Genomic DNA, 14,635 nt, shown 5'->3' on the forward strand with positions numbered 1-14,635 from the left:
AATGAAAAACAAGCGATTTTTTTGCTACTATAATTAGCTTAATAATGCACTTGCAAATGTCAGTAAATCTGGCTAAAAAGCGTTATCCTAGCGCCACTGTAAACTCGCTCCGTTATAAAATTATAAATAAAGGAATAAGGCTATGAATTTGTTTGATAAAAATGACGATGAAGCTGTCAGTAATAATAAAACAGCAGCAGAAAAAAAAGCTATCTTGGATAATGTGCGATTACCACAGGACTGGAAAATAGCCTTGGAAGAAGAGCTAACTTCTGACAATATGGATCAATTGCGTGCTTTTTTAAAACAAGCCTATCAATCAGAGGCTAATATCTATCCGCCAGCCAATCTGATGTTTAATGCTTTTAACTTAACGCCTTTAGCGCATGTCAAAGTAGTCATTTTAGGCCAAGATCCTTATCATCGCCCAGGTCAAGCTATGGGCTTATCTTTTTCAGTGCCTAAGACCATTCCTAAACCACCTTCGCTTAATAATGTGCTAAAAGAGATGGCTCAGGATATCGGTACTGCTACTTCTAAGCATGGCGATCTGACGTATTGGGCTGAACAAGGAGTGTTATTGCTAAACAGCTCTTTAACGGTCAGTGAAGGCGAGCCTAATAGCCATCAAAACGCAGGGTGGGAGCAGTTCACTGACGCGGTTATTGAAGTGATAAATCAACAAACCGAGCATACAGTATTTATTTTATGGGGCAGTAAAGCGCAAAAAACTGGTAAATATATTAATACTGATAAGCATCTTATCTTAACTGCCGTGCACCCCTCACCACTAGCAGCCAATCGTGGCGGGTTCTTTGGTACTAGACCCTTTTCAAAGACTAACGACTATTTAGCACAATATGGCAAAACCCCTATTGACTGGCAATTACCGCAGTAGCCAATGATGAATAATAACTCTCAGCACCTTAGACGATTGCCAAATGACTGGCCATCAATAAGCCAGTCGCTCGCTAATAGTAAGTTTTGGTCATTGCAAGATGTTCAATGGATGCATTATGCTTTGACGCTGGCACAACAAGGTGCCGCTTGTGGTGAGGTGCCAGTAGGGGCCGTGTTGATTCATGACAATGCCATTATTGGTAATGGCTTTAATGAGCCTATAGGCCGTCACGATGCAACAGCTCATGCAGAGATCGTGGCAATTAGGGGAGCTTGTCAGCATTTGAATAACTACCGCTTAGCGCCAAAGACTACTTTATATGTGACACTAGAGCCTTGTACAATGTGCATTGGGGCCATGATTCATGCCCGTGTTGATAGGTTGGTCTATGCCGCTTTTGAGCCTCGTGCAGGTATGGTAGGTAGTCAAATGGACTTGAGTAGTAAAGATTTTTATAACCATCAATTGCAGGTGAATAGAGGCTTGCTGAACGAGTCTAGTGCTCAGCTGCTAAAAGCCTTCTTTCGTCAGCGCCGAAAAGCAGCTAAGAAAAATAAACCACAATAATATTAATAAACAAAATTGCTGTCACTAGGCTAGTGGTAGTCCTATTTATTTGCTATAATATGCGCCTATTTGGCTGTGAAAAATATATAGCTAACATTACCCTGAGTGCCTATAAGTGAGTTCTATGACTGCTTTTACGTCATTATCTGATACTAAAGCTGCTGATAAAAGTAGCCAAGTGCTACGCTATCCAGTTATTTGTATTGATGGGCCAAGCGGTGCAGGTAAAGGCACGGCAGCATGGCGTTTAGCCAAAGAGCTGGATTACCAACTCCTAGACTCGGGAGCTTTATATCGCATAGTTGGACTTAAGGCTTTTGAAGCTGGCCTATTAGCAGATAGCTTATTAGATGAACAAGCGATTGCGGCTTTAACTCAAAAGTTAGCTATTAGCTTTAAGCCGAACGAAGCCACTGGCAATGTAGATATTTTAGTTGATGGCACTTTAATCGGTACTGATATTCGTAATGAAACCGTTGGTGGCTATGCTTCACAAGTAGCGGTATTCCCACAAGTTCGTCAGGCACTATTGCAACTGCAGCAAGATATGGCCAGTCGTTCAGGGTTAGTCGCTGATGGTCGTGACATGGGGACGGTAGTGTTTCCAGATGCCGACGCTAAAGTGTTTCTGACTGCTAGTGCCCAAGCCCGTGCAGCGCGCCGAGTAACCCAGTTGACGGATGCTGGAGAGAATGCAAGTTATGACTCAATTTTAGCAACGATTAAAGCTCGTGATGATCGTGATGAGAATCGTGCGATTGCGCCATCGAAGCCGGCAGCAGATGCACTAGTAATCGATAGCTCAGTACTAAATGCACAGCAAGTTTATCAGCAGATAAAGAGCCATTGTCAAGCCAAGGGTATCTGTTGCGATTAGTTATAAATAGCTAAAGATTTTTAGTAGTATAAAAATAAATGCAATAGCTACGTAAAACATCTTCTAAAGATAGGGTTTTTACTATAAAATTGCAGTAATTAGAATGACATAGCTTGCATAGTGTTATTTAGTAGAAAATACATAACCGCATTATAGAGTTTGAGTAGGCTGAGACTGTTGTTGCTAGTGAGTTACCGCTTTAAACTTATTAGCAACAACTGTTTTATTATATGAATATGTAGGATATAAAACCAGTATCTCGTTTTATGTATTCATAAATTTGATCCGTACTGTGCTGGACAGGATACGGCTATACAAAGGTAGACATAATGGAATCATTTGCTGAACTATTTGAAGCGAGCATTGAAGAAACAGGTCTTGATATCGAGCGTGGCTCGGTTATTACAGGTACTGTTGTGGCCATCGATAACGACTGGATCACTGTTGATACTGGTCTGAAATCTGAAGGTATTGTCGCTCGTGAAGAGTTTTTAAGCGAAGAAGGCGAACTTGAAGTTGAAGTTGGCGATACTGTCGACGTTGTGGTTGAAGCGGTTGATAACGGTATGGGTCAAACCTTACTGTCACGTGAAAAAGCCAAACGCGTTGAAACTTGGAATATCCTTGAAAAAATCTCTGACAATGATGAGATCGTAAAAGGTATCATTTCAAGTAAAGTTAAAGGCGGTTTTACTGTTGATATCGGTTCAGTACGTGCGTTCCTACCAGGTTCATTAGTAGATGTTCGTCCTATTCGTGACACTACGCACCTTGAAGGCAAAGAGCTAGAGTTTAAAGTTATTAAACTTGATCAAAAGCGTAACAACGTTGTTGTTAGTCGTCGTGCCGTTATGGAAGCTGAAAACTCAGCTGAACGCGAAGAGCTATTGAACAAGCTTGAAGAAGGTATCGAGATCGAAGGTATCGTTAAGAACCTTACTGATTATGGTGCGTTCGTAGATCTAGGTGGTATCGATGGTCTATTGCATATCACTGATATGGCATGGCGTCGTATTAAGCATCCATCTGAAGTCGTTGAAGTTGGTCAAGACCTAAAAGTTAAAGTATTGAAGTTTGATCGTGAGCGCAATCGCGTAAGCTTAGGTCTAAAACAACTTGGTACTGATCCTTGGGATAACGTTGGTGGTACTTACCCAGTAGGTAGCGTAGTTAAAGCTCGCGTAACTAACCTTACTGATTATGGTTGTTTCGCTGAAATCTCTGAAGGTATCGAAGGTCTAGTTCACGTATCAGAGATGGATCATACTAACAAAAACATCCACCCATCTAAAGTAGTTCAAGTGGGCGATGAAGTTGAAGTAATGATTCTTGATATCGATGAAGAACGTCGTCGTATCAGCTTAGGTATCAAACAGACTCTTGCTAATCCATGGGATGAGTTTGATAAGAAACATGAGCGCGGTGATAAAATCTCTGGCACTATCAAGTCAATCACTGACTTTGGTATCTTCATTGGTCTAGATGGCGGTATCGATGGTCTAGTACACCTATCTGATATCTCTTGGAATGAGACTGGCGAAGACGCTATCCGTAACTACAATAAAGGCGACACCGTAGAAGCTATGGTATTGTCTGTAGATGCAGAAGCTAACCGTATCAGCCTAGGCGTTAAGCAACTAAGTTCAGATCCATTTAACGAATACTTGGTTAACAATGACCGTGGTGCTATCGTTAATGGTAAAGTAAAAGAAGTTGATGCTAAAGGCGCAACTATTGAGCTTGCAGACGAAGTAGAAGCTTATCTACGTGCCTCTGAGATCCAACGTGACCGCGTTGAAGATGCTACTAAGCATCTGACTGTTGGTGATGATGTTGAAGCTAAAATCATCAGTGTTGATCGTAAGACTCGTAACATCAGCTTGTCAATCAAAGCTAAAGATGAAGCTGAAGAGCGTCAAGCAATTAAAGATCTTGGCGGCGCAAGCACTACTGCTGCTGCTCCAGGTTCTGATGCTCAGCCAAAAACTATTGGTGACTTGATCAAAGAGCAAATGCAATAAACTGCTTTTTAATAACCACTGATCAATAAGTAATACTATAAGAGAGCGACTTAGGTCGCTCTTTTTGCATTTGTATTTTACTATTATTGACTCTTTTATAGGATTAAGGCCAAAAACCATGGTTGTTTAAGATAATGATATTCTGTTGATATTGACCGAATTTCCTATTACTATGTACAATACTAGTAACTAAATGTAAAATAGTAAATATACATCTTTAGAGAAATCTTTAACCTCTCTAATTAAATTTTGCTTGAGTCAAAATTCCATTGGCAAACGTAACCATTTACTAATAAGGCAAGCGTAACAATGCAACAAACGATTAATAAATCTGATTTTATCAATAACTTAAGTGTTAACTGTGACACTATGACTGATGTCGTTGTAGATGATGCTGTACGCGAAATACTAAACTTGATGGTAGATACCTTAGCGAATGATGGTCGAGTGGAAGTTCGTGGATTTGGTAGTTTTTGTCTTCATCATCGTCGAGCTCGTATGGGTCGTAATCCAAAAACGGGAGAAAGCGTTCCAGTACCAGCTAAAGCTATTCCTCATTTTAAACCCGGTAAAGCTTTGCGTGAGGCAGTAAACGACACCATAGCTTAACTATTGGCTTTTTATTGGTAACGAGTTGTTTTAAATTAGTCTCTAATACTTACTGTTAAGGTGCTTATACCATGCGTATTCTGTTATTTATATTGTTATTTTTGAGCTTTGCTTATGCATTAGGCTTAGTCTTAGCCAATAATGCTGATATAGGTGTAAACCTGCTATTCTCGCAAGCCCCTGCTATGAATTTAGGGTTATTGCTCATACTTTGTATGATTTTAGGTATTATCATTGGCTTGCTATTAGCGTTATTAATGTTCCGAGTCTTGCAGAACAAGTGGGAAATATCGCGCTTACAAAAGCAGAATAATAGCCTACAAGAGCAGTTAGATCAGGCCAAGGTAGTTATAGATAGACAAGCTAACGCACCAACAGTAGAAGAGGCGGTTTATGGTGCCTCTAATGTTCGTATCGATAATGACAGTAATAGAATTGCTAATCCTTCAGATGCAACAGTACTGAGCAAACGTAAACTTGACTAATAGTTATAGTTACTATTTATTCGTGTTGAATCTTCCTAGGTAGTCATTGCTGTAATCGAAGGTTCAACATGTCCTAGCGTAATATTAATTTAAAATATGATATAGAACGGCATCGCTATGACTGATAATTTACAAATTTCTAAGCAGATAACTTCTCCAATTATTGTGGCTTTAGACAGTGCGTCAATAGCTGAGGCTCTAGCATTAGCAGATAGCTTGGATCCAACGCTTTGCCGCTTAAAAGTAGGTAAAGAGTTATTTACTCGTTCAGGCCCTGCTATTGTAGAAGCTCTACATCAGCGTCAGTTTGAAGTCTTTTTGGACTTAAAGTTCCATGATATTCCCAATACTACAGCACAAGCAGTTCTAGCAGCTGCTGACATGGGAGTGTGGATGGTTAATGTCCATGCTAGCGCTGGCGAAAAAGCTATGTCATTAGCTAAGCGACGTCTGCTAGACGGCAATTATCAGACGCTCCTCATCGCTGTCACAGTCCTCACTTCTATGGATCAGACTATGCTAGCGCAGATTGGAGTGGAAAGTGATTTAGATACTCAAGTCAGTCGCTTAGCTCAGTTAACTCAACGCTCAGGTCTTGATGGGGTAGTATGTTCAGCGCAAGAGGCAAAAGTGATCAAGGCACTGTGTGGCCATGACTTTAAGCTAATTACGCCCGGTATACGCCTGCCAGAAGATAGTAATGATGATCAGCAACGTATCTGCACCCCTAAACAGGCACTTGCAGAAGGCTCTGACTATTTGGTTATCGGACGTTCGATCACTCAAGCAGTTAATCCAACCGCCAAGTTACAGCAGATATTGCACAGTATTTGATCTGCAAATAAGCAAATAAGCCTATAATTAAAAAAGACAACGCTTAAAGTTGTCTTTTTTAGTTTCTAGCCCTATATAAATAGGGGGTAGGTTAACTAATTAACATTTTTTATTAATATTGGATAGTATGAAACTACAGATTTTAAGTGACTTACATATAGACAGTTACGCCAGACAATCACAAGAGCTAGGTCACATCCCAAAGACGGATGCCGATGTAGTGTTAGTGGCTGGTGATACTGCAAACAGTGATACTGGCATGCCGTGGCTGCAGCAGCAGGCAGAACGCTTGCAAGTACCGCTAATTACGGTTGCTGGTAATCATGAGTATTTTAATGAAGACGTGCTACATTTCGATCAGAAGCTGGCTACTTGGGACAACTATAATGCAGTGAGCAACCAAGGCGTTAGGGTGCTGCAATGTCAGCATATAGACATAGGTGAAGTACGTATTCTAGGCTGTACCTTGTGGACAGATTATCAGTATCAAGCCAATGAAGACACTATGGCAACGGCCCGACGCTTCATGCGTGATTATAAGCAAATCTATGCTGGTACGGATCTATTCTCGCCTGAGTTATCAATACAGTTACATACTAGGCAACGTCACTGGCTTCAGCAAGCGCTGATTACGGCTGAGGAATTAGGCAAAAAAACGATAGTCATGAGTCATCACAGTATTAGCCCTCTATCAGTGTCAGAGAAGTATGCCACCTTACCTAGTAATGCCGCTTTTGTCAGTGATTTATCGGCATGGATGAGTGAGTCTTGGGCACCAGTATTATGGGTGCATGGCCATACCCATGAAGCCTTTGATTATCGTATTGATAAAACTAGAGTCATCGTTAATCCTCGGGCTTATCCTAATGAGGTTAGTAGTACCGATATTGAGTTTGCTTGGGATAGAGTGATCGAGATTTAGAGCGTATTACCGGGTATTAATGGTTAATTACTAATAATGCTAACAGCGTTAGTTATTTTCAGGTATCTTTAGTTATATTGCTACCAAATTTGTATTTCGTTCACTCCAGACAAAAAATCTGCTACGCTAGCTATTATGAGCAAATACCCTACATCATCTAGTGCTGAATTATCAGCTGAAACGCTGGTAAAGCCAGTATTGAACATATCAGCACCTGCGCATCTGCCCGATAGTATGGTGCCTTCAGTTAGCTTATTGCCTACTGACAAACGACTGATTCTATTCACTAGACACTCATTACGTGAGCGTTCTGATGGTAACGGCTTTACTAGCTATCAGCTGCCACTAACTGCTAAGGGTCGGGTACTGGCTAAGTCTTGGGGGCGTTGGCTAGACGGTAATCTACCTTACTCCCTTGATGTTGATAGCATCTCAAGCCCTATAGGACGGTGTATTGACACCGCACAATTGATGCAAGAAGGTGCAGGCTTGCAACGTTGCATAGCGCATCAGTCATTATTAGTAGAGCCTGGCAGCTTAGTGACTGAGCCTGAAACGGTCAGTGAGGTATTTAAAGAGATTGGGGTACTAAATTTCATCAATAGGTTTTTGCAAGGTAATCTTCAAGGCACCAAGAATTCTTATCAAGGTGGCATAGATATCTTGTCGTTGTTTTATCAGCATCAGCCAGAGCAAGGTCATTTAATGCTTGCAGTCAGTCATGACACTTTATTATCAGCATTCTTGGCTGTAATGTTCGACATCAAAGAAGTGGGCTGGAATGATTGGCCAAAGATGATGGAGGGAGTGTTTTTGTGGTTCGATGATAAACCTTTTATTGAAACTAGCGTTCATCTCGTCTGGCGTGGTAAAGTCCATAGCCGTACCGTGAGCAGCTTACTGGAGGATTATTACTCTTCAGGCTATCCTCAGAGCCATCAGAGCAAGTTATTGCTACCACCTGAAGTTAAGTGGCATTAAGCTTACTAATTGAGTCTGCGGTTTGTTTACTAACGCATTAACTAAGGTGATTAGCCGTATTTAAATAGCTTTTTATCGGCATAAAAAAACCTTGTCACTAGGACAAGGTTTTTTTTCGTACAGTCTAAACTAAAACAGTCTTAAGCTTGTAGGCCTTTGATAGTTTTGTTTAGGCGACTTTTACGACGAGCCGCTTTATTCTTATGAATAATACCTTTGTCAGCCATACGATCAAGAACCGGTACCGCTTTTTTGTAAGCTTCGGTAGCCGCGTCATAATCTTTAGCTGCGATTGCCGCATCAACACGCTTTAAGTAAGTACGAACCATAGAGCGTTGTGACGCAGAGTTCTGACGACGTTTGGTGTTTTGACGGGCGCGTTTACGAGCTTGTGCAGTATTAGCCACGCGTATCTCCTTGATAAAGACAGATAAAAATATGAATGTGAGTTGCAATAATTGGCTTAATCATCATTAGTAATGAACAGCCGTTTCATTATTAATAATATCGATGACAAATATAAATAAGCCATCGCAAACGCTGAGACTATTTGGAATAATTAAATAGCCTTAACGTGTAAAGGCGGTTATCTTAGCAAATTATTGCGCTTAGAACAATATATTTGATAGCCAATGCGTAAACAAGTGCAATACTTAGCTAGTATTTGGCGTAATACGGCTATGATTAGCAAATATGACCCTAATATACTTAGCTGATAAAATCCCTTACAATAAATCGTCAACAAACCACTCCGTTATTCGCCAACTTAGGTATGATATTAATATCTCCTCACCGAAATACCATACTTTTAGTAGCCAATTGCATTGGTGGCTTTTATTAGTAACAATGGTTGTTATGGGCTTACCTTTTTAACAATTAGGTCGGTAGACCTCACGACTCTAAAAATGGACAAGATATGCAACGAAAAGCAATAGTTATTGGCGCGACAGGGTTGGTAGGACAACATCTTGTCAAGCAGCTTAGTGAGCTTTACGATACCTTAATCGTGATTGCACGGCGTCCACCGCGCTATATCAATGCCAGTATGCATTTTTATCAAGTTAATGATTTTGACAACTTAACCGAAGTGTTTACTAGCATTGGGGTAAATAAGAGTACTGACGCTTTTAGTTGCCTTGGCACTACTAAAAAACAGGCCGGCAGTGATGAAGTCTTCCGTAAAGTTGATCATGATTATAATGTTAACTTTGCTAAGCTCTGTCATAGCAAGGGTGTGGAAAACTTCTTTTTACTCTCATCAATGAATGCTGATATTGATAGCCGCTTCTTGTACAATAAAGTGAAAGCTGAGACAGAAAACTCGATAACTGAGTTGGATTTTAGCCAGTTGGTAATATTTCGTCCCTCATTATTACTTGGCAAACACAAAGGGCGTCCGTTAGAGAGCATCAGTCAAAAAGCTTTTCAGCTGATTTCGCCGCTGTTATCTGAATCCCTACCGCTACATCCTATCTCTGCCAAACGTGTCGCTAGTGCTATGGCGATGAGCGCTCACGATATATATGAGCGCAACAAGTACCGCCCTGAACCTAGTATCAATAATGTCACTGTTATCGAAAATAAGCAGATGCTTGCGATGACGCGAGTAAAACATTAAGCTAACTACTCAGTAGCAATAAATAGACATACAAGCTAAAAATAGCCTAAGTATCAATAGTTATAACAACAGTAACAGTAACAGTAACAACGCTATTATCAATAATAATCACTATTAGAAGTGCTTTAAGATAAAGCTTAATAATAATTATCAACAAGGAGTGTATAGATGTCAGAAGTTACTATGAATAAAGAGAATTTTGTCACTTGTGATCTTTTAGATGCCAATCTTGAGTCGCAAGTTTGCCTGCCAAATATCGAGGGTAAGTCATTTTACAGTTTTGGTGGCAAAGATAGATTTTGTGGCGAGATTGTCACAGTAAAATGTTTTGAGGATAATAGTCGTGTCAAATCTTTGCTTAATAGCGATGGCAAAGACAGCAATGGCGAAGGTAAAGTGCTAGTAGTTGACGGTGGCGGCTCTATGCGTTGTGCGCTACTAGGCGATATGATTGCGCAGTCGGCGATAGACAATGACTGGGCGGGCATCATCATTTATGGCTGTGTGCGTGATGTTGATGATATGGCTCAAATGGAACTTGGCGTTATGGCATTGGGTTGCATCCCACGCAAATCTAACCGCCGCGATGAAGGTCAAACCGATCTTGAAATTAGCTTTGGTGACTTGACCCTTAATTCGGGTATGTTTATATATGCAGATAACAATGGGATCATTGCTAGCGATAGAGCCTTGATATAGCCTATAATTTTATTCGTTATTATATTGCTTACCTGTAGTACTTATAACAACGTAATACTTAGCAAGTATAGTACTGATAAAATACAGCAGGTTATAAATCTCAGCTTAGCGGCTGGGATTTTTGCTTTAGTAAACCAATTGTCATCTTAATCACAAACCGTTACGGCATACATTTTGGTCAAACGGCAAAAAATTCGTATAATAACCCTCTGACTTTTAACTTAGATCCTACTATCTATGCCTATTACTGCTCTGACTGATGCTTTTGCCCCTATTAACCAGCAGCTATTCCCCATTGACAATGCGCAGCGACGCTGGCTGACGCCGGTGCATGGTGCTGTCAGTAGCTTATGGCTAGCAAGCTTGATTCAATCACCATTTTGGGATGTGGCAGAGCGCCTAAAAGTAGTAGTCACTCGCGATCAAAATCAGCTTAATCAAATTGAGACTGAGTTGGCGTTTTGTGGCGTCGACGCTTATGTGTTTCCTGATTGGGAAACTTTAACCTACGATGAGTTGTCACCGCATCAAGATATTGTCAGCGAACGTATTAACCTGCTGACTGATATGCCAACTTCAGGGGTGCTGTTGATATCTATTCAAGCTTTGATGCATCGTGTTGCACCTCCAAGCTGGTTAATAGGTCAACATTTTGATCTTAGTGTGGGCGATCAATTCGATATTAATACCCAGCGTGAGTTATTAGCAAAAGCCGGTTACCGAGCGGTCGAAAATGTATTTGAGCCAGGAGAGTTTGCTGTACGTGGCAGTATCATTGATATTTTTGCGATGGGCCAACCCTTTCCACTGCGCTTAGATTTGTTCGATGACGAGATTGAGACTATTCGGTTTTTTCATCCACAAACCCAGCGTACGCTTACTGAGGATGATCTTAAAGCGATGTTATCTGGCAATGATAGCAGTATGGGTAAAGAGTCGATATCGCTATTACACAAGCTACCTGATATCTCTAAGCCTATTCAACAGTTCCAGATTCTACCAGCAAAAGAGTTCCCACTAGAAGAAGGTAGAGAAACCTTTCGGATGAACTTTGCGGCGATGTTCCCTAATACCAGTAGTCGCAAATTTGAGCTGTATAAAGATGTAATGGCTGGTATCTCTAGTAGTGGTGTTGAATATTACCAGCCGTTATTTTTTGATCTAAAAGACTGGGTTCAGGAGAGTAGCCTCTTCGCTTATCTGCCTAGTAATGCCTTGTTAATCACTGATGAGCTAATTAGCGAGCATCAAGTTGAGTATTGGTCACAGATTCAACGGCGTTATGAAGAGCGTCGTCATGATATCGACAAGCCTATCGTTGCCCCTGAATTATTGTATTTGTTATCTAATACCCTAAACGAGCATCTGAACCGTTATCCGCGAGTTATCCTAAGCGCGCGTAATGAGCTTGTGCAGATGACGGATGTGGCTTCAATTGATAACGAGAGCTCAGTATCAGCTTTAACTGTAAATAAACAACAAGGTTTAGTCACCTTAAATGTTCAACCACCACCGCAGCTAGCAGTCAATCATCAGAAGTCTGAACCGCTAGCTGAGCTATTAGCTTTTTTAGGGTTACAAGCACAAGCTGCGACCCCAGTATTGATCGTTGCCGAAACTGCGGGTCGTCGAGAGATTTTGATTGAGCTGTTTAAGGGCAAGATTGATGTCACTGCATATGCAACTTTCAAAGAATTTCTGGCGGCTGAACACTCTAGTGCTTTAAATACTAACAACCAACGTCCTCATGTCGGGCTCACAGTTGCTCCTATTGAGCGCGGTGTTTATGTCCCTGAGCGCTTAGTGATTATTAGTGAGACCCAACTGTTTGGCCGGCAAGTGTTGCAAACTCGTCGCCGTCGCCAAAGTGGGGTGTCAGAAGAGTTCTTAGTCAAGAGCGTTACTGAAATGACCCAAGGCAGCCCTATTGTGCATATTGAGCACGGTATCGGTCGCTATAACGGTTTGATTACCTTAGATGTCGGTGATGGTGACCAAGAGTTTATTCACTTAAAATACGCTGATGAAGCCAGTATTTATGTGCCAGTTGCTAATTTGCAAATGATTAGCCGCTATAGTGGCGGTGATCCAGCGCTTGCCCCTTTACATAAGATTGGCAGTGGGAAGTGGGATAGGGCCAAGCAAAAAGCCCTCGAGCAGATACATGACGTCGCTGCTGAGCTACTTAATATACAGGCTAGACGTGAAGCCAAAGTTGGTATTCATTTCAAAATTGATATCTCGCAATATGAGCTATTTGCTAGTCAGTTTGCTTTTGAAGAGACTCCGGATCAGGCCAATGCTATTCATGCGGTGATGGAGGATATGAAACAAAATCAGCCAATGGATCGCTTGATATGTGGTGACGTGGGTTTTGGTAAAACGGAAGTCGCTATGCGAGCAGCCTTTATCGCGGTTAGTGCGGGTTATCAAGTGGCGGTATTAGTGCCAACTACTTTGCTGGCAGGACAGCACGAAGACAACTTCCGTGATCGTTTCGCTGATTGGCCGGTACGTATCGAAACCTTATCGCGATTCGGGGGCAAAAAGCATCAACAGACAGTGTTAACTGACTTAGCAGCGGGTAAAGTTGATATTGTTATCGGTACTCATAAGTTGCTACAGCCTGATGTTAAGTTTTCTAACTTAGGCTTGATGATTGTCGATGAAGAGCATCGTTTCGGTGTCCGGCACAAAGAGCGTATCAAAGCTATTCAGACTGATGTCGATAGCATGTCAATGACTGCTACTCCTATTCCGCGTACTCTGAATATGGCATTATCAGGTATGCGAGATATGTCTATTATCGCCACCCCGCCAGCACGTCGTTTGGCTATCAAGACTTTTGTGATGCAAAAAACAGATGCTTTGATGAAAGAGGCTATATTACGTGAGCTACTACGAGGTGGGCAAGTTTATTTGCTGCATAATGATGTAGCTAGTATTGAGCGTATGGCAGAAACTATCCGTGAGCTAGTACCCGAGGCTAGAGTAGGGGTTGCACACGGGCAGATGCAGGAGCGTCAGCTTGAGCAAGTTATGGAGCAGTTTTACCATAAGAACTTCAATGTGCTGATCTGCTCTACTATCATCGAAACGGGTATCGATGTTCCTAATGCTAATACTATCATTATCGAGCGTGCTGATAAATTTGGCTTAGCGCAACTGCATCAGTTGCGTGGTCGAGTGGGACGTAGCCATCACCAAGCCTATTGCTACTTGCTTGTGCCATCACTTAAGGGGCTAAAAGGCGATGCTAAGCGGCGCTTGCATGCCATCGAGCGTGCTAATACTTTAGGGGCAGGGTTTATGCTAGCCAGCGAAGATTTAGAGATTCGCGGAGCAGGCGAGATACTCGGTAAGCAGCAGAGTGGTAATATGCAAGCGATAGGCTTTAGCCTATATATGGATATGCTAGAGCGTGCTACTAAAGCGATCAAGGCTGGTCGTGAGCCCGATCTAAATACCCCGTTATCATTGACTAGTGAGATTAACTTACATAGCTCGGCGCTGATACCTGAAGAGTATCTGCATGATGTGCATCAACGTTTGCTGTTCTATAAGCGTATTAGTAATGCCGATGATCGAGAAGCTTTAATCGATATTCGTACTGAAATGATTGATCGATTTGGCACTTTACCCGATCAAACTAAGCAGCTATTTGCAGTACATGGACTGCGTATCCAAGCTGAGCCATTGATGATTAATAAGATCGATGCTAATAGTAATAGTATGACTTTAGAGTTCGCTCCTGATACGCCAGTTGACGCTTTAGCTATTATAAAATTGATTCAGACTGATGGTCAGCGTTATCGTATGAATGGCGCATCAGGTATTCGTTATAGTGACTCGGCTAAACTTGCAACTGCGCAACAGCGGGTAACGGCGGTCCAAGACTTGTTACGCTATTTTGATAATCATAAAGTAGTAGAGCCTGCATAGAGGTTTTACTATAGCTTAGGCATTTAGACTATAAACTTAGCTAGGTAGCCCTTATTAACGCTAAGGGTTATTTGTAAAGTTGTCTATCTTATTATAGGATAGAGCTTGTTGTTTGATTGGGTCGTCATTGCGACTATGAATAATGGCCTTGGTTGTACTGGTCTATTAGATAATTTCTA

Annotated in this window: 13 protein-coding genes; 12 read left to right on the plus strand and 1 reads right to left on the minus strand. The window is 41.5% G+C overall.

The window, feature by feature from the left end; genetic code table 11:
* Nucleotides 1-142 precede the first annotated feature (142 nt).
* From KZA12_RS01505 to KZA12_RS01545, 9 genes are all read left to right on the plus strand, one after another.
* Complete coding sequence (locus tag KZA12_RS01505; protein WP_201622309.1) at nt 143-898, plus strand: uracil-DNA glycosylase; 756 nt, start codon at nt 143-145, stop codon at nt 896-898.
* Between the two features lie 6 nt (nt 899-904).
* A complete protein-coding gene (gene tadA, locus KZA12_RS01510) occupies nt 905-1,468 on the plus strand; it encodes a tRNA adenosine(34) deaminase TadA (RefSeq protein WP_201622308.1) in 564 nt (187 codons plus the stop codon).
* Nucleotides 1,469-1,592: 124 nt separating this feature from the next.
* The gene (gene cmk, locus KZA12_RS01515; RefSeq protein ID WP_218688968.1) at nt 1,593-2,345 is read left to right on the plus strand and encodes a (d)CMP kinase; all 753 of its coding nucleotides are present in this window, start codon (nt 1,593-1,595) and stop codon (nt 2,343-2,345) included.
* A gap of 329 nt (nt 2,346-2,674) precedes the next feature.
* Nucleotides 2,675-4,366 carry a 30S ribosomal protein S1 gene (rpsA, locus tag KZA12_RS01520; RefSeq protein ID WP_201622306.1) on the plus strand — a complete coding sequence of 564 codons (1,692 nt, stop codon included), beginning with the start codon at nt 2,675-2,677 and terminating at the stop codon, nt 4,364-4,366.
* Nucleotides 4,367-4,675: 309 nt separating this feature from the next.
* Nucleotides 4,676-4,975 (plus strand): HU family DNA-binding protein, encoded by a 300-nt coding sequence (locus tag KZA12_RS01525; RefSeq protein WP_216580787.1) that lies wholly within the window; start codon nt 4,676-4,678, stop codon nt 4,973-4,975.
* A 71-nt stretch (nt 4,976-5,046) separates the two neighbouring features.
* On the plus strand, nt 5,047-5,460 hold the full coding sequence (locus tag KZA12_RS01530) for a lipopolysaccharide assembly protein LapA domain-containing protein (protein ID WP_218688969.1): 414 nt from the start codon (nt 5,047-5,049) through the stop codon (nt 5,458-5,460).
* A gap of 117 nt (nt 5,461-5,577) precedes the next feature.
* Nucleotides 5,578-6,294: an orotidine-5'-phosphate decarboxylase gene (gene pyrF / locus KZA12_RS01535; RefSeq protein WP_256932770.1), complete on the plus strand. Its 717-nt coding sequence runs from the start codon at nt 5,578-5,580 to the stop codon at nt 6,292-6,294.
* Between the two features lie 127 nt (nt 6,295-6,421).
* Nucleotides 6,422-7,216 (plus strand): metallophosphoesterase, encoded by a 795-nt coding sequence (locus KZA12_RS01540; RefSeq protein ID WP_218688970.1) that lies wholly within the window; start codon nt 6,422-6,424, stop codon nt 7,214-7,216.
* A gap of 135 nt (nt 7,217-7,351) precedes the next feature.
* Nucleotides 7,352-8,197: a histidine phosphatase family protein gene (locus tag KZA12_RS01545; RefSeq protein ID WP_218688971.1), complete on the plus strand. Its 846-nt coding sequence runs from the start codon at nt 7,352-7,354 to the stop codon at nt 8,195-8,197.
* A 140-nt stretch (nt 8,198-8,337) separates the two neighbouring features.
* Here the strand turns inward: KZA12_RS01545 and rpsT are convergent, their stop codons facing one another.
* On the minus strand, nt 8,338-8,604 hold the full coding sequence (gene rpsT / locus KZA12_RS01550) for a 30S ribosomal protein S20 (RefSeq protein ID WP_010200097.1): 267 nt from the start codon (nt 8,602-8,604) through the stop codon (nt 8,338-8,340).
* 509 nt (nt 8,605-9,113) lie between these two features.
* Between rpsT and KZA12_RS01555 the strand changes: the two genes are divergently transcribed.
* The 3 genes from KZA12_RS01555 to mfd all read left to right on the plus strand — a co-directional run bounded on the left by KZA12_RS01555 (nt 9,114) and on the right by mfd (nt 14,456).
* Nucleotides 9,114-9,815, plus strand: coding sequence for an NAD-dependent epimerase/dehydratase family protein (locus KZA12_RS01555; protein ID WP_201622301.1), 702 nt, complete (start codon nt 9,114-9,116; stop codon nt 9,813-9,815).
* 183 nt (nt 9,816-9,998) lie between these two features.
* Entirely contained in the window at nt 9,999-10,514 is a 516-nt protein-coding gene (gene rraA, locus KZA12_RS01560) for a ribonuclease E activity regulator RraA (RefSeq protein WP_256932794.1), read from the plus strand.
* A gap of 237 nt (nt 10,515-10,751) precedes the next feature.
* The gene (gene mfd, locus KZA12_RS01565; protein WP_218688973.1) at nt 10,752-14,456 is read left to right on the plus strand and encodes a transcription-repair coupling factor; all 3,705 of its coding nucleotides are present in this window, start codon (nt 10,752-10,754) and stop codon (nt 14,454-14,456) included.
* The last annotated feature ends 179 nt before the right edge of the window (nt 14,457-14,635 follow it).

This window comes from Psychrobacter sp. BF1 (genome assembly GCF_019279065.1).
Taxonomy (GTDB): Bacteria; Pseudomonadota; Gammaproteobacteria; order Pseudomonadales; family Moraxellaceae; genus Psychrobacter; species Psychrobacter urativorans.

Coding starts and splice junctions, on each gene's coding strand:
- KZA12_RS01545 (WP_218688971.1), top strand. CDS start 7,352: ATGAGCAAATACCCTACATCATCTAGTGCTGAATTATCAGCTGAAACG.
- rpsA (WP_201622306.1), top strand. CDS start 2,675: ATGGAATCATTTGCTGAACTATTTGAAGCGAGCATTGAAGAAACAGGT.
- rraA (WP_256932794.1), top strand. CDS start 9,999: ATGAATAAAGAGAATTTTGTCACTTGTGATCTTTTAGATGCCAATCTT.
- cmk (WP_218688968.1), top strand. CDS start 1,593: ATGACTGCTTTTACGTCATTATCTGATACTAAAGCTGCTGATAAAAGT.
- KZA12_RS01505 (WP_201622309.1), top strand. CDS start 143: ATGAATTTGTTTGATAAAAATGACGATGAAGCTGTCAGTAATAATAAA.
- KZA12_RS01530 (WP_218688969.1), top strand. CDS start 5,047: ATGCGTATTCTGTTATTTATATTGTTATTTTTGAGCTTTGCTTATGCA.
- pyrF (WP_256932770.1), top strand. CDS start 5,578: ATGACTGATAATTTACAAATTTCTAAGCAGATAACTTCTCCAATTATT.
- KZA12_RS01540 (WP_218688970.1), top strand. CDS start 6,422: ATGAAACTACAGATTTTAAGTGACTTACATATAGACAGTTACGCCAGA.
- mfd (WP_218688973.1), top strand. CDS start 10,752: ATGCCTATTACTGCTCTGACTGATGCTTTTGCCCCTATTAACCAGCAG.
- KZA12_RS01525 (WP_216580787.1), top strand. CDS start 4,676: ATGCAACAAACGATTAATAAATCTGATTTTATCAATAACTTAAGTGTT.
- tadA (WP_201622308.1), top strand. CDS start 905: ATGAATAATAACTCTCAGCACCTTAGACGATTGCCAAATGACTGGCCA.
- KZA12_RS01555 (WP_201622301.1), top strand. CDS start 9,114: ATGCAACGAAAAGCAATAGTTATTGGCGCGACAGGGTTGGTAGGACAA.